This window comes from Streptomyces sp. NPDC051740 (assembly GCF_044453165.1).
Lineage (GTDB): Bacteria > Actinomycetota > Actinomycetes > Streptomycetales > Streptomycetaceae > Streptomyces > Streptomyces atrovirens.
The window spans coordinates 102,592-116,884 of record NZ_JBITCL010000020.1 but is presented as its reverse complement, the minus strand read 5'-3'; the positions used below and the strand labels follow the sequence as shown (position 1 = coordinate 116,884).

Below are 14,293 nucleotides of genomic sequence, written 5' to 3'. Positions count from 1 at the left end.
CCCCTTAGCTACGGGCAGCCGCACCGCCGCACCCCTTAGCTACGGGCAGCCGCACCGCCGCACCCCTTAGCTACGGGCAGCCGCACCGCCGCACCCCTTAGCTACGGGCAGCCGCACCGCCGCACCCCGTAGCTACGGGCAGCCGCACCGCTGGGGCGGCACGACTGCCTGCGGAGGGGTGGGGTGAGCGCCCGCGGAGGACGGGAGCGTACCCGCGGAGGGGACGTGGCTGCAGAGAGGGCGGTGGAAAGCAAGCGCTTAGACAGTTGCGGTCCATGTCACATCGCGTCACCCGTGACCCCGCCCATACGTCCGGGTAACTTCCCAAGGAGCCCCGCACCGACCAACCGGTATTCCCACCCGTCGCCCGACCGTCGCCCCTCAACGAGGCGCTACGCGCCGCCCCTTCCCTCTGGAGCCGTGATGCCCGAAGCCGTGATCGTTTCCGCCGCCCGCTCCCCCATCGGCCGCGCCTTCAAGGGCTCCCTGAAGGACCTGCGCCCGGACGACCTGACCGCCACGATCATCCAGGCCGCCCTCGCCAAGGTCCCCGAGCTGGACCCGAGGGACATCGACGACCTGATGCTCGGCTGCGGCCTCCCCGGCGGCGAGCAGGGCAACAACCTCGGCCGTGTGGTCGCCGTACAGATGGGGATGGACCACCTCCCCGGCTGCACCATCACCCGCTACTGCTCCTCCTCGCTGCAGACCTCCCGCATGGCCCTGCACGCCATCAGGGCCGGCGAGGGCGACGTGTTCATCTCGGCCGGCGTCGAGACGGTCTCCCGCTTCGTCAAGGGCAACTCCGACAGCCTCCCGGACACCCGCAACCCGCTGTTCGCCGAGGCCGAGGCCCGTACCGCCGCCGTCGCCGAGTCGGAGGGCTCCACCTGGCACGACCCGCGCGAGGACGGCCTCGTCCCCGACCCGTACATCGCGATGGGCCAGACCGCCGAGAACCTGGCCCGCCTCAAGGGCGTCACCCGCCAGGACATGGACGAGTTCGGCGTCCGCTCGCAGAACCTCGCCGAGGAGGCCATCAAGAACGGCTTCTGGGAGCGCGAGATCACCCCGGTGACCCTCCCCGACGGCACGGTGGTCGGCAAGGACGACGGTCCCCGCGCCGGCGTCACCATGGAGGGCGTCCAGGGCCTCAAGCCGGTCTTCCGCCCCGACGGGCTGGTCACCGCCGGCAACTGCTGCCCGCTCAACGACGGCGCCGCCGCGCTCGTCATCATGAGCGACACCAAGGCCCGCGAACTCGGCCTCACCCCGCTCGCCCGGATCGTCTCCACCGGCGTCTCCGGCCTCTCCCCCGAGATCATGGGCCTCGGCCCGGTCGAGGCGAGCAAGCAGGCGCTGGGCCGCGCCGGCCTCACCATCGACGACATCGACCTGGTCGAGATCAACGAGGCATTCGCCGCCCAGGTGATCCCCTCCTACCGCGACCTCGGCATCCCGCTGGAGAAGCTGAACGTCAACGGCGGCGCCATCGCCGTCGGCCACCCCTTCGGCATGACCGGCGCCCGCATCACCGGCACGCTGATCAACTCCCTCCAGTTCCACGACAAGCAGTTCGGCCTGGAGACGATGTGCGTCGGCGGCGGCCAGGGCATGGCGATGGTCATCGAGCGCCTCAGCTGAACCCCCGTACCGCGGGCGCACCGTAGCCGTCGCGGTACGTTCGGTGAAGCCATGGCCCGGGTCTCGGGAATCTCCGAGGCCCGGGCCTGTTCGTGATCCAATCTCCCCCAGGATGTGACCTATCTCCCCTGCCGCGGGGATTCGCGCAGGTCAGGGCCGAGCCCCTCGCGGGTGCACCTCCAAAGGCCTGTCCGTTTCGTGACGTTACGCACTGACAGATGGTTAGTCCACCCTTCAAGCTGATGTAGGAAGTCGGGGGTCGACTTTGAACCGGGAGTACGTCAGTGAGCGCCATGCCGATCGCCCTGCTGATCACCACGGCCGCCACCGGCGCCGTGGGCGTCGCTGTCCTGCGCAGCATCATGGTGCTGCGCCGACAGGTCGCTGCCCTGCACACCGCGCTGGCCGGGAACGGCGCCGCGACCACGCGCGCGCACGTTCCCCCCGCCCGCACGGCCGGCACCGACGAGATACGCGCCGCCGTGGCGGAGGCGCTCGCCGAGGAGCGGGAGCGCGAGCTCGCCGAGGCACGGGCCTTCTGGGCCGCCCAGGAGGCGCGTGACGCCTCCGACGCGCCGTCCCTGCTGGGTCTGGCCGACAGCGAGCTGTTCCTGCCCCGGCAGGCCGATTTCGTGGGTCTGGAGCCGGTGGGCGAGCCGGGCGCGGACGCCGAGGAGTACTCCGGGGACTCCCCGGAGCTGGCCGCGGCCCGCCGCCGTCACCCCTCGCACCCGGACTTCGTGCCGAACCCCTCGCCGGTCGTGAACGACCACGAGCGCACGGTGACCGTCCTGGAGGAGCTGGCCGCCGCCCGGACCGAGCTGACCGACGTCCGTCCGGGCCCGCTGGGCACCCTCGACGTCTACGTCTTCGCCGACGGGACGACGCTGTGCATGACGCCGGGCCACCGCGAGACCGCCGAGCGGCTGGCGGCGGCCCTCCGCTCGGGCGAGACCCCGTTCCTGCTGGGCGGTTCCGGCGTCTCGGGGGCGTACACGCTGACGTTCTCCTGCGGCGAGGAGAGCGTCTACATCCTGGCGGACCGCGTCATCGCGTCCCTCTAGCCCCGGATCGCCTACACCCCGGCGCGCTCGCGCGCCTCCTCCACCAGCCGTACGGCCTCCCCGACCTCGTCCTCGTCCTTCAGTACGAGCGCCAGGTCGTGGCCGGCGACGGTGATCTGGTCGGCGGCGGCGAACATGCCCGCGTCGGGCATCTCGCGGGGCTCGGTGCCCGGCTCCTCGACGAGCTGGGCGCGCCGCGCCAACTCCCTGGCCAGGGCGAGCGCCTCGGCCGCTCCTCCCCGCTGCAGCCTGCTCTGCGGCGCGGCCCGCAGACGGTCGGCGAAATGATCCACGGCACGGGTGAAGGGCGTCGTATCAACCACGCGGCGAGCGTACGCGGCGTGGCGGGACTGTTGCCAACGGGCGACGGCTCGGGCACGGTGACCTGAAGGACCGGCTTACATCCCATACGTCCGGAGGCGCCGATGTCCCACGTCCTCTCCGAGGAGACCCACCGCAACATGCTCGCCCGCATCCCCCACTGCACCGGTCGTGAGATCTCCGACTGGCTGCGCACCGTCGAAGAAGGCCCGGCGCTCTTCCGCTTCGAGGAGAAGGTCAGCTGGCTCCGGCACGAGTACGACCTGGCGTACGGCCACGCCAAGGCGATCGTCCACGAGTACGACCTGAGGAGGGCCGCGCGCAAACTGCTCTAGCGCGTGCCGCCACGACGAAGGGCCCCGGGTGAGAACCCGGGGCCCTTGTCCGTACGACCGGTGACCGCTGTCAGTCGCTGCTGTTGAGGATCGAGATGAGCCGCAGGAACTCCATGTAGATCCACACCAGCGTCATCGTGAGGCCGAAGGCGGCGAGCCAGGCCTCCTCGCGCGGGGCACCGTAGGCGATGCCGTCCTCGACCTGCTTGAAGTCCAGGGCGAGGAAGCAGGCGCCGAGGATGATGCCGATGACGCCGAAGACGACACCGAGCGCGCCGCTGCGGAAGCCGAGGCCGTCACCGCCGCCGAACACCGCGAACAGCAGGTTCACGGCCATCAGCAGGATGAAGCCGAGCGCGGCCGCCATCACGAAGCCGTAGAAGCGGCGGTTGACGCGGATCCAGCCGGCCTTGTAGGCCACCAGCACACCGGCGAAGACCGCCATGGTGCCGATCACGGCCTGCATGGCCGCACCGTCGGCGATGCGGTTGTCGACGATGCTGGAGATCACGCCGAGGAAGACGCCCTCGAACGCGGCGTACGTCAGGATCAGCGCCGGCGAGGCCTTGCGCTTGAAGGCCTGCACGAACGCCAGGACCATGCCGATCAGCGCGGCGCCGATGCCGATGCCGTAGGACCGGCTGATGTTGGCGTCGTCGACCGGCAGCAGCGCCCAGGAGAGCGCCGCGGTGACGATGAGCACGCCGAGCGTGGTGCCCGTGCGCATGACGACGTCGTCGATGGTCATCCGGCCGGTGGTGGCCGGCGCCTGCGGCGGCGCGCCGTACTGCAGGTCCTGCTGCGCGTAGGGGTTCTGGGCGTACGGGTTGCCCGTCGGCTGTGCGTACGGGTTGGCCTGCGTGGCGACAGCGGGACCCCCGGCCTGCGGCGCGGTGTTGAAGCCCGCGTAGCCGTTGTCGCGGCCGAACCCCCGTCGCGAGAAGACCGGGTTACTGCTCCTCATTTCACTCCTCCATGGCCACACGGCGCGGCCTTGGCTCAAGAGTAATAGGTAGGCAAAGGAATGACCCTAATGCTTGGGGAGGATCTTTCCCTCGTTGTGCTGCGCAACACGCTACGCGGCCGGGTGATTCCCTTCACTGTGAGGAACCGAACCATGACCGACCCGGTACCTCCCCGGAACCGGCCGGAGATCATCCGTTCACCTCCCCGACGACCGCGTGGTGGCCGGAGACGTCCAGGGCGGGCCCGGACAGCGGGACGCGCACCGGCCGGACGGTCCGTGGGGCGTGGTCGCCGAGGGCCGGCCCGGAGCCCCGGGCCCGCGGCCCGCCGGAGGGGTCGATGGCGTACCCGGTGAGTCCGTGGGCCGCGATCCGGCGGATCCCGGGCAGCCCGTTCACCCAAACCGGTCGCGCGGAGGTGTGGTCCGAGCGGTCCCGTCGCCGAGGGCGCCGCTCGCGCCCCGCCCTCCGGGCCCGCACGGTGCCGTCCCGGTCGGGGGCGCAGGCCACGTCCGGTCCGCAGGCCACCTGGACGACGTCCGTCAGGCCCCGCACGAGCAGGGGCCGCCCCGCCGCCCCGGCCGGCATACGCGCTCCTGCTCAAGCTCCTCCGCGGCACCCGGGTACGCGCACTCGGGTGCCGCGGGCGGCGGGGGGAGGATCAGGCGGTGGTGGAGACCGAGAACTTCTCGCTCAGGATCCGCGTGATCGGGACACCCGCCTCCTGGGCGACCTTCTCGACCGCGTCGATCATGCCCGGCGGGCCGCACACATAGAGGTCGGGCAGCTCCTCGTCGCGTTTCCGGAGGTCCGCGAGGTCCTCGGCGAGGGCGGTCACGGGGCCGCCGGCGCGGACGTCCGTGCGTTCGCACGGCCGGTTCACGCACAGCTGTACCGAGAAGTCCGCCAGTTCTCCGCCGACCTCGGCCAGGACGTCCTCGCCGAAGATGTCGTCCTCGCCGCCCACCCCCAGATAGAACCGCAGCGCGTGCGGCTCCTGGAACTCGGCCATGCGGCGGGCCATGGAGAACAGGGGCGAGACCCCCGTGCCGCCCGCGACGAACCAGCGGGGCCGCGGCCCGGTCTCGACGAGGCCGAAGGCTCCCTGGGGGCCGTGCACGGTCAGCGTGTCCCCGGTCCTCGCCGTGTGGTCCAGCCAGGTGGAGAAGTGGCCGCCCTCGCGCAGACGGACGTAGAACTCCAGTTCACCGTCCCAGTTGGGGGCGTTGGAGTAGGAGTACGCGCGGGTCTCGTCCTCCCCCGGGATCTGCAGCTGGGCGAACTGGCCGGGTTCGAACTCGGCGGTCCCGCCGTGCTCGGGGTCGTCGTCCAGCCGGAGCAGAAGGCGTACGACGTCATGCGTGCACCGGTCGATGGCGGCCACGGTGGCGGAGCACACGGAGATGGTCCCGGTCAGCACGCGGGAACGCTCGTACGGCAGCGAGATCGTCAACGGGCTGCCGGCGTAGGTGCGGCACAGCAGGGCGCCGCCGGACGCCGCCCGCTCCGGGCTCAGCGCGAGTTCGCTGTGGTCGCCGAGCGTGAACTCGCCGTCGACGACCGTGGCCACGCAGGCACCGCACGTCCCCTTCCGGCACAGCGCGGGCAGCAGGTATCCGGCGTCCGCGGCCGCGTCCAGGACGGACTGTCCCTCGGCGGCGGTCGCCCCGATGACCTCCCCGTCGAGGGTGGTCATGGTCAGCGGGTACCCGTCGGGTGCGGCGGGCGTCGGTTCCGGGGTCGGCACGGCGGTCATCGGGCCGCTCCCAGCGCGTCGGCGAGGTCCTGCTCGGCGCTCTGGCTGGTGCGCAGGCCGAAACGCTCGGACAGCAGGTCCCACACCGGTTCGGTGACGAACGCCGGCACGCTCGGGCCGGTGCGGACGTTGCGCAGGCCGAGATGGAGCACGGTGGTCAGGATCGCCAGCGCCTTCTGCTCGAACCAGGCGAGCACCAGGGTGAGCGGCAGGTCGTCGACCGTGCGGTCCATCGCCGTGGCCAGGGTCTCGGCGACCCGGATCGCGGAGTAGGCGTCGTTGCACTGGCCGACGTCGAGCAGCCGGGGCAGACCGCCCGGTGTGGTGCCGTGGGTGAGCCGGTTGAACCGGTACTTGTTGCAGCCCAGCGTGAGGATCACGGATTCCGCCGGGGTGTTCATGGCCAGTTCCGTGTAGTAGTCACGGCCGGGGGCGGTGCCGTCACAGCCGCCGATCAGGAACATGTGCCGGATGTCGCCCGACCCGATGGCGCCGACGATGTCGTCACCGATCTCCAGCAGGGCCCGGCGGCCGTAGCCGATGGTGATCTCCTTCTCCGGTTCGTCCGCCGGGAAGCCGGGGGTGCCCTTGGCGGCGCGTACGACTCCCTTGAAGTCGTAGTCGTCGATGTGCCGCACCCCCGGCCAGCCGACCGGGCCGGTGGTGAAGGTGCGGGTCCTGTAGGCGGGCAGCGGTTCGATCAGACAGTTCGAGGTCATCACGATCGGTCCGGGGAACGCCGCGAAGTCCTGCTGCTGGTCCTGCCACGCGCCGCCGTAGTTGCCGGCCAGGTGCTCGTACCTGTTCAGCTCCGGGTAGGAGTGGGCGGGGAGCATCTCGCCGTGGGTGTAGACCTGGATGCCGGTGCCCTCGGTCTGCTCGAGGATCTCCAGCAGTTCGTCGAAGCCGTGGCCGCTGACCAGGACGGCCTTGCCCCGGACGGCGGAGACCTTGACCTTCGTGGGGCGCGGCGTCCCGAACGTACCGGTGTTGGCGCCGTCCAGCAGCTCCATCACCTTGAGGTTGGTGGAGCCGACCGCGAGGATCCGTTGCAGCAGTTCCTCCCGGTCGCTCGGGCCGTCCGCCAGATAGGCGAGGTGTTCCTCGATCTCGCTGTCGACCTCGTCGCTCCGGTAGTCGACGACACGGGCGTGGTGGGCGTAGGCGCACACTCCCTTGAGGGAGTAGAGGACGAAGGCGCGCAGTCCCGTGATGTCGGCGCCCAGTTCCTCGTCGTCCACCAGGATGCCGGCCTCCGGCGCCTGCCGGAGCAGGTCGTCGACCTTGGCGGCGGGCCGGAACGCGGCCGGACCGTCCAGCACGGCCGGCTCCTCGCCGGCCTCCCGGGCCGCCTGCTCGTGCGCGGCCCGGACCCGGTCCCGGAGCGCGGCGCCCTCGTGGATCATCTTCACGAACCGGGTGGCGTTGAAGTTGACGTTGGTGAGCGTGGAGAACATGCCGTGAACGACGAAGGCGGCAGCCTCCCGGTCCAGCTCGACACCCCGCTCGGCGGCGGCCCGCGCGTGCTGGGAGATGCCCTTGCAGACATGGATCAGCAGATCCTGCAGGGCGGCGGTGGTGGCGTCCTTGCCGCAGTTCCCCTTGACCGTGCAGCCGACCGTACCGCCGGTACGGTCCGTCTGTTCGCACTGGTAGCAGAACATGTCATGCGCCATGGGGCTGTCTCCTCTTCCGATCGCTCACGCGGCAGGCCGTGGCCACCGGCCCTGGCTCCCGCCGGCGCGATCAACGTAGGAAAGAAGCAGCGGAGTTGCCTTGACGCAGGTCAATTCGGCGGAGATTTCACGGACGATAGGATCCGGAGCATGGCCCTCCGTCGGGAGTCACCCCGCAGTCTGCTCCGCTCGATACCGCTCTTCAACCAGCTGGACGCGGAAAGCCTGACCCACCTGGCCGCCTTCACCCGGACCTTCCCGGCGGCCAAGGGACAGGTGGTGGTGGAGGCGGGCACCCGGCCGGGGGCGTTCTACTGCCTCATCACGGGACAGGTCCAGCTGGCCGTCTCCGCGGCGTTCGGTGGAGAGAAGGTGATCTCCATCGTCGCCCCGGGCCAGACGTTCGGTGAGGCCCTGCTGTTCACCGGCGACCCCTACCCCGTCAGCGCCGTCGCGCTCTCCGACTGCCTCCTGCTGTCCGTGCCCTTCGCCCCCGTGCTCGAACTCGCCGACAACCGGTCGGGATTCGCGCTCCAGATGGCCGCCGGGCTCGCCATCCGCCTCCAGCACTTCGTCATGGACATCGAGCAGTACGCCCTGCACAGCGGGACCGAACGCGTCCTCGACCTGCTGCGCCGGCTCGCCGAGGAGACCTGCCCGGCTCCCCGCCCGGCCCCGGCCGTGGTCACCCTCCCCGCCTCCAAGAACGTCATCGCGTCCCGGCTCAGCCTCAAGCCCGAGACGTTCTCCCGCATCCTGCGGCGGCTGACGGACGCGGGCGCGATCCGGATGAACGGCCGCACCATCGTCCTCGTCGACCTGGACGCCCCGGACATCACGGGCCTGATCTGAGGCGCGGGTCCCGCCCTCGCACGCGGTACGGTCCCGCCCTCGCACGCGGTGCGCCGGTGACACAGCGGTGCGCCGGTGACACGAACGGGTGACGGCGCACCCGGCCGTGCCGGCCGGTCGAGCGCCGTGGTCGAAGAAGTGCCCGGAGCCGGACTCGAACCGGCACGCCCGCTGAGGGGCAGCGAGGTTTAAGCTCGCCGTGTCTGCATTCCACCATCCGGGCAGGCCGTGGGCTCCGCTTCGCGGTTCCGAGCCTATCGGTGGCCCTCCCGTCGACAGCGGCGGGATGAACCGATCTTGTCTTATTTTATTGGCGCCTGAGGGTGCATCAGCACTGCGAACTCGCCGTCAGCACGTGCCAACAGCCTTGCGTGTGACGTTCCGTCACGCACGCGGAATGACGGAATTTCACCGTCCGAACAAGGGCGCTCCACCCGTTCCACGCACCCCTGCTCAGGGGCCGCCGTCATCCCCAGGTATGACGCCGCGCCCGGTGGTCCCTCCCGAGTCGCCCCCCGGAACCGGAGCAGCGGCTGACTACACGGCGGCGAAGCGGCGCAACGATGGACGACGTCCCCGAGAACACACCGTCCCGACAGGAGCGTCCATCCCGTGACCACCGCACCCCTCGCCGACCGGACCACCGCCGTGGCCGCGCGCGCCACGGAGCTTTCGAAGATCTACGGCCAGGGCGAGACCCAGGTGGTCGCCCTGGACCGGGTCTCCGTCGCCTTCCGGCAGGCCGAGTTCACCGCGATCATGGGCCCGTCCGGGTCCGGCAAGTCCACGCTGATGCACTGCGTGGCCGGCCTCGACACCTTCTCCTCCGGTTCCGTCCGCATCGGTGAGACCGAACTGGGCTCGCTGAAGGACAAGCAGCTCACCAGGTTGCGCCGGGACAAGATCGGCTTCATCTTCCAGGCGTTCAACCTGCTGCCGACGCTGTCCGCGCTGGAGAACATCACCCTCCCGATGGACATCGCGGGCCGCAAGCCGGACAAGGAGTGGCTGGACACCGTGATCCGGATGGTCGGCCTGTCGGACCGGCTGAGCCACCGGCCCTCACAGCTCTCCGGCGGTCAGCAGCAGCGGGTCGCGGTGGCGCGGGCGCTGGCGTCCAAGCCGGACATCATCTTCGGCGACGAGCCCACCGGAAACCTCGACTCCCGTTCCGGCGCCGAGGTGCTGGGCTTCCTGCGCAACTCCGTGCGCGAGCTGGGGCAGACGGTGGTCATGGTGACGCACGACCCGGTCGCCGCCGCCTACGCGGACCGCGTCGTCTTCCTCGCCGACGGCCGGATCGTGGACGAGGTGCACGGGCCGACGGCCGACTCGGTGCTCGACCGCATGAAGCGGTTCGACGCCAAGGGCCGCACCAGCTGACGCCCCCGCCCGCTCCCCCGCCCGCCCCTCCTCCGTACGTCTGGACTCGAGAAGACTTCCATGTTCCGTACCGCCTTGCGCAATGTGCTCGCGCACAAGGCCCGGCTCCTGATGACCGTGCTCGCCGTGATGCTCGGCGTGGCCTTCGTGTCGGGGACCCTGGTCTTCACCAACAGCCTCTCCGACGCCCTGCAGAAGCAGTCCGCCAAGGGATTCGACCACGTCGACGTCGCCGTCACCCCCCAGTGGAAGGAGGCGGAGGGCGACAAGGTCGGCGAGTACCGGGAGCTGACCCGCGAACTGGTCGACGACAGCGCCGCCGTGCCCGGCGCCGCGCAGGCCATCGGCACCGTCCAGGGCTTCACCGCGCTCGCCGACAAGGACGGCAAGCTGCTCGGCGACGGCTTCCAGTCGCAGGGCGGCAACTACTGGGGCACCGAGGACCCCCGGTACCCGCTGGCCGACGGGCGTGCGCCGAAGGGTGAGGGCGAGGTCCTCATCGACTCCGAGACCGCGAAGCGGGCCGGTTACAAGGTCGGCGACAAGGTGAGGATGTCGGTCGACGGGCCCGTCCTGGAGCCGGAGATCACCGGCATCTTCACCACCGACGACGGCAATGTCGCGGCCGGCGGCAGCCTCACCCTGTTCGACACGGCGACCGCGCAGAAGCTGTTCGGCAAGCCGGGCACCTTCGACGAGATCGCCGTCAAGGCGAAGGACGGCGTCAGCGACACCGCGCTGCGGGCCCAGCTGGAGAAGGCGCTGCCGTCCGACGTCGTGGAGACCACGACGGGCACGCAGCTCGCCGAGGACCAGGCGGAGGCGATCGCCGCCTCGATGGGCGGCCTGAAGCAGGGCCTGCTGGTGTTCGCCGGGATCTCGCTGTTCGTCGGGACGTTCATCATCGCCAACACCTTCACCATGCTGATCGCCCAGCGCACCAAGGAGCTGGCCCTGATGCGCGCGGTCGGCGCCTCCCGGCGTCAGGTCACGCGGTCGGTGCTGATCGAGGCGTTCGTGGTCGGCGCGGTCGCCGCCGTCGCCGGACTCGTCGCCGGTGTCGGCATCGGCGCGGGGCTGCGCTCCCTGATGGGGACGCTGGACGCGCCCATGCCCGACGGGCCCCTGGTGATCAGCCCGGGCACGGTCGGCTCCGCGTTCGCGGTCGGCATCCTGGTGACCATGCTCGCCGCGTGGCTGCCCGGCCGCCGGGCCGCGAAGATCCCGCCGGTGGCGGCGATGGGCTCGGTGCACGCCGCGGCGACCACCAAGTCGCTGGTGCTGCGCAACACGCTGGGCGCGCTGTTCTCGGCGGCCGGTGTCGCGGTGGTCCTCGCGGCCACGACGATGGAGGGCTCCGACGGCCAGGCCCCGATGGGTCTGGGCGCCGTCCTGCTGATCATCGGTGTCTTCGTCCTGACCCCGCTGCTGTCCCGCCCGCTGATCGCCGCCGCGGGGCCGGTGCTGCGCGTCTTCGGGGTCTCCGGGAAGCTGGCCCGGCAGAACTCGGTGCGCAACCCGCGCCGTACCGCCGCCACCGCGTCCGCGCTGATGATCGGGCTCACCCTGATCACCGGGATGACGGTGATGGCCGGCAGTCTGCAGAAGTCCATCGACAAGATGGCGGCCTCCGCGATCGAGGCGGACTACATGGTGTCCATGGCGAACGGACACCCGCTGTCGCCGGACGTCGAAAAGGAACTGAAGCGGGCCGACGACGTCACCGCCACCAGTCCGATGCGCAACGCGTACGCCCTCGTCGACGGCGAGGACGAGTACCTGACCGGCGTGAACGGCGCCACGATCGGCGAACTGACCGAGTTCCCGGTGGTGCAGGGCGCCTTCGAGGTCGGCGGCACGCGGGTCGTCGTGGACGAGGACACCGCGAAGTCGTACGGCTGGAAGGCCGGTTCGGACTTCACCGTCACCTATGAGGACGACGAGAAGCAGGAGCTCACGGTCTCCGGTGTCTACCAGGCCAACGACATGATCAGCGGCATCATGATCGACACCGCGACGCTCGATCCGCACGAGGCGGAACCGGCCGACATGATGGTCATGCTGAAGACCGCCGACGGTGCGTCCGACGCGGTGAAGGACTCGCTGGAGAAGGCCCTCGGCACCAACCCGGCGATCAAGGTCCAGGACAAGCAGGACCTCTCCAACGAGATCGCGAGGATGTTCACCCTGATCCTGAACATGGTCTACGGCCTGCTGGCGATGGCGGTGATCGTGGCGGTCCTCGGCGTCGTCAACACGCTGGCGATGTCGGTGTTCGAGCGCTCCCAGGAGATCGGCATGCTGCGGGCGATCGGCCTGGACCGCACGGGCATCAAGCGGATGGTCCGGCTGGAGTCCCTGGTGATCTCGCTGTTCGGCGCGGTGCTCGGCCTCGGCCTGGGCGTGTTCTTCGGCTGGGCGGCCGGTGAGCTGGTGGGGTCGAGGATGGCGACGTACGAACTGGTCCTGCCGTGGGCCCGGATGGGGGTCTTCCTGCTGCTGGCCGCGGTGGTGGGTGTGCTGGCGGCGCTGTGGCCGGCGCGGCGGGCGGCCCGGCTGAACATGCTGCAGGCGATCAAGGCCGAGTAGGAGCCACGGCCAGGGGACGTCGTTCGGATCAGGCCGGCTCCAGTGGGCGGTGCCGGCCCCCGCGGCCCCGGCAGGATCCGAACGACACCCCCAAGGCTGTGACGCGGGCCCCGTTCCGGGTGGAGCGGGGCCCTTCGCCGTGTGCGGATCAGTTCCAGGTGCGGGCGCGCAGGGGGAGGGCGGAGGCGCCGGACTCGGGGGTCCTGACGGCGAGGACCTGGTTGACGCCGAGGCGGTTGCGTTCGAAGGCGAGGGCGGACGCGGCCATGTACAGCAGCCAGACGCGGGCCCGTCCCGGACCGGCGAGCGACACCGCGCGGGTCCAGTCGTCCTCCAGGTTCGCCACCCAGCGGCGCAGGGTGAGCGCGTAGTGCTCGCGGATCGACTCGACGTCGCGCACCTCGAAACCGGAACGTTCCAGCAGGGACACCGTGGTGCCCAGCGGGGCGAGTTCGCCGTCGGGGAAGACGTAGGCGTCGATGAAGGGGTCCACCCGGTACGACGTCTCGTCCCGCTGCGGGCGGCGCGCGATCTGGTGGTTCAGCAGCCGTCCGCCCGGCTTGAGGAGCCGGTGCAGGGTGGTGGCGTACTCCAGGTAGTGCTCGGATCCGACGTGTTCGGCCATGCCGATGGAGGAGACGGCGTCGTACGGGCCGTCCGTGACGTCCCGGTAGTCCTGTACGCGGATCTCGACGCGGTCGCTCATGCCCTCGTCGGCGACACGCTTACGGGCGTACGCGGCCTGTTCGTGGGAGAGGGTGACGCCGACGACGCCCACGCCGTGGTCGCGGGCGGCGTGGACGGCCATGGAGCCCCAGCCGCAGCCGACGTCCAGCAGCCGCCGGCCGGGTTTCAGGGCGAGCTTGCGGGCGACGAGTTCGAGTTTGTCGTGCTGGGCCTGTTCGAGGGTGCTCCGCGGGGGCGGGGCGGGCCAGTAGGCGCAGGAGTACACCATGGACGGGCCGAGGACGATCTCGTAGAAGTCGTTGCCGACGTCGTAGTGGTGGCTGACGGCGCGCAGGTCGCTGTGCCTGGTGTGCGGGCCGCGGCGGGGACGGCGGGCCTCCTCGCGGGGCGGGGCGGGCGGCAGCGGGGGGCCCGCGAGGGCGATCAGTCCGCGGGCGGCGGAGCGGAAGGCGGGGTCGCGCAGGGCCTGGACGAGGGTGCGGGCGTCCTCGCCGCGCTCCCAGACGAAGCCGGCGAGCCGGTCGAGGACGGTGTAGAGGTCGCCCTCGACGGCGAGGTCGCCGGCCACCCAGGCACGGGCGAGGCCGAGTTCGCCCGGCTTGCGGAGCAGGTGGCGCAGGGCCCGGCGGTTGCGTACGACCAGGGTGGGGGCGTCCGGGGGGCCGGCCTGTGATCCGTCCCAGGCGCGGACACGGACGGGGAGGGGGGCGTTGATCAGCTGTTCGACGTGGCCTTTCAGCCGCGAGGCGACGTCCGGCATGGTGTACACCTCCGTGACGGGGAATCCCGGAATGTCCTCCTTACGTAAACACTTGAGGGTGGGTCGTCAGTCCCCGGCGCGCGTCATCTCCGGGCAAAACGCTGGATCGCACGCGCGGAGGCGAGCCGTGTGGGCTCCGCCCCTGCCAGGGGGCTCCGCCCCCTGGACCCCCGTCCTTCGCCCACCCACCACCCGACTCGGGAGCCGAGAACGCACCCCGACGGGGTTGCTCCCCGGAACTCGGGCGGGGCCCGTGGGGCC

The 14,293-nt window shown here is 70.9% G+C and carries 12 protein-coding genes and 1 tRNA gene; 6 read left to right on the top strand and 7 right to left on the bottom strand.

What is annotated here, in order from left to right; translation table 11 throughout:
• The first annotated feature begins 423 nt into the window (after nucleotides 1–423).
• Both ACIA6T_RS28080 and ACIA6T_RS28075 read left to right on the top strand, forming a co-directional pair.
• Entirely contained in the window at nucleotides 424–1,644 is a 1,221-nt protein-coding gene (locus ACIA6T_RS28080) for an acetyl-CoA C-acetyltransferase (RefSeq protein ID WP_399449263.1), read from the top strand.
• A gap of 284 nt (nucleotides 1,645–1,928) precedes the next feature.
• Nucleotides 1,929–2,708: a hypothetical protein gene (locus tag ACIA6T_RS28075; protein WP_399449262.1), complete on the top strand. Its 780-nt coding sequence runs from the start codon at nucleotides 1,929–1,931 to the stop codon at nucleotides 2,706–2,708.
• Between the two features lie 11 nt (nucleotides 2,709–2,719).
• Here the strand turns inward: ACIA6T_RS28075 and ACIA6T_RS28070 are convergent, their stop codons facing one another.
• Complete coding sequence (locus ACIA6T_RS28070) at nucleotides 2,720–3,031, bottom strand: hypothetical protein (protein ID WP_399449261.1); 312 nt, start codon at nucleotides 3,029–3,031, stop codon at nucleotides 2,720–2,722.
• 102 nt (nucleotides 3,032–3,133) lie between these two features.
• Here ACIA6T_RS28070 and ACIA6T_RS28065 point away from each other — a divergent pair, with 102 nt between their 5' ends.
• Nucleotides 3,134–3,364, top strand: a complete 231-nt coding sequence (locus ACIA6T_RS28065) for a DUF4287 domain-containing protein (protein ID WP_030870003.1) — start codon at nucleotides 3,134–3,136, stop codon at nucleotides 3,362–3,364.
• A gap of 70 nt (nucleotides 3,365–3,434) precedes the next feature.
• Here ACIA6T_RS28065 and ACIA6T_RS28060 read toward each other — a convergent pair whose 3' ends face one another.
• The 4 genes from ACIA6T_RS28060 to hcp form a co-directional block, all read right to left on the bottom strand.
• Nucleotides 3,435–4,328, bottom strand: coding sequence for a Bax inhibitor-1/YccA family protein (locus tag ACIA6T_RS28060; RefSeq protein WP_385050284.1), 894 nt, complete (start codon nucleotides 4,326–4,328; stop codon nucleotides 3,435–3,437).
• Nucleotides 4,329–4,518: 190 nt separating this feature from the next.
• Complete coding sequence (locus ACIA6T_RS28055) at nucleotides 4,519–4,917, bottom strand: hypothetical protein (RefSeq protein WP_399449260.1); 399 nt, start codon at nucleotides 4,915–4,917, stop codon at nucleotides 4,519–4,521.
• Nucleotides 4,918–4,990: 73 nt separating this feature from the next.
• On the bottom strand, nucleotides 4,991–6,085 hold the full coding sequence (locus ACIA6T_RS28050; protein ID WP_399449259.1) for an FAD-binding oxidoreductase: 1,095 nt from the start codon (nucleotides 6,083–6,085) through the stop codon (nucleotides 4,991–4,993).
• Nucleotides 6,082–7,761 (bottom strand): hydroxylamine reductase, encoded by a 1,680-nt coding sequence (hcp, locus tag ACIA6T_RS28045; RefSeq protein ID WP_399449258.1) that lies wholly within the window; start codon nucleotides 7,759–7,761, stop codon nucleotides 6,082–6,084. Before hcp ends, ACIA6T_RS28050 begins: the two co-directional genes overlap by 4 nt.
• Before the next feature lie 150 nt (nucleotides 7,762–7,911).
• Between hcp and ACIA6T_RS28040 the strand changes: the two genes are divergently transcribed.
• A complete protein-coding gene (locus tag ACIA6T_RS28040) occupies nucleotides 7,912–8,613 on the top strand; it encodes a Crp/Fnr family transcriptional regulator (RefSeq protein WP_399449257.1) in 702 nt (233 codons plus the stop codon).
• Nucleotides 8,614–8,752: 139 nt separating this feature from the next.
• On the opposite strand, the gene ACIA6T_RS28035 is transcribed toward ACIA6T_RS28040, so the two are convergent.
• Nucleotides 8,753–8,836: transfer RNA gene (locus tag ACIA6T_RS28035), tRNA-Leu, on the bottom strand.
• 389 nt (nucleotides 8,837–9,225) lie between these two features.
• On the opposite strand from ACIA6T_RS28035, the gene ACIA6T_RS28030 reads away from it, so the two are divergent.
• Together ACIA6T_RS28030 and ACIA6T_RS28025 are read left to right on the top strand one after the other, a co-directional pair.
• Nucleotides 9,226–9,996, top strand: a complete 771-nt coding sequence (locus ACIA6T_RS28030; protein ID WP_399449256.1) for an ABC transporter ATP-binding protein — start codon at nucleotides 9,226–9,228, stop codon at nucleotides 9,994–9,996.
• A gap of 60 nt (nucleotides 9,997–10,056) precedes the next feature.
• Complete coding sequence (locus ACIA6T_RS28025; protein WP_399449255.1) at nucleotides 10,057–12,585, top strand: ABC transporter permease; 2,529 nt, start codon at nucleotides 10,057–10,059, stop codon at nucleotides 12,583–12,585.
• 148 nt (nucleotides 12,586–12,733) lie between these two features.
• On the opposite strand, the gene ACIA6T_RS28020 is transcribed toward ACIA6T_RS28025, so the two are convergent.
• Entirely contained in the window at nucleotides 12,734–14,032 is a 1,299-nt protein-coding gene (locus tag ACIA6T_RS28020; RefSeq protein ID WP_399449254.1) for a class I SAM-dependent methyltransferase, read from the bottom strand.
• Nucleotides 14,033–14,293: the final 261 nt, after the last annotated feature.

Excerpts from the sequence above, each read along its gene's own strand:
- ACIA6T_RS28060 (WP_385050284.1), bottom strand. The coding sequence starts at position 4,328 with ATGAGGAGCAGTAACCCGGTCTTCTCGCGACGGGGGTTCGGCCGCGAC.
- hcp (WP_399449258.1), bottom strand. The coding sequence starts at position 7,761 with ATGGCGCATGACATGTTCTGCTACCAGTGCGAACAGACGGACCGTACC.
- ACIA6T_RS28065 (WP_030870003.1), top strand. The coding sequence starts at position 3,134 with ATGTCCCACGTCCTCTCCGAGGAGACCCACCGCAACATGCTCGCCCGC.
- ACIA6T_RS28020 (WP_399449254.1), bottom strand. The coding sequence starts at position 14,032 with ATGCCGGACGTCGCCTCGCGGCTGAAAGGCCACGTCGAACAGCTGATC.
- ACIA6T_RS28025 (WP_399449255.1), top strand. The coding sequence starts at position 10,057 with ATGTTCCGTACCGCCTTGCGCAATGTGCTCGCGCACAAGGCCCGGCTC.
- ACIA6T_RS28040 (WP_399449257.1), top strand. The coding sequence starts at position 7,912 with ATGGCCCTCCGTCGGGAGTCACCCCGCAGTCTGCTCCGCTCGATACCG.
- ACIA6T_RS28055 (WP_399449260.1), bottom strand. The coding sequence starts at position 4,917 with ATGCCGGCCGGGGCGGCGGGGCGGCCCCTGCTCGTGCGGGGCCTGACG.
- ACIA6T_RS28050 (WP_399449259.1), bottom strand. The coding sequence starts at position 6,085 with ATGACCGCCGTGCCGACCCCGGAACCGACGCCCGCCGCACCCGACGGG.
- ACIA6T_RS28080 (WP_399449263.1), top strand. The coding sequence starts at position 424 with ATGCCCGAAGCCGTGATCGTTTCCGCCGCCCGCTCCCCCATCGGCCGC.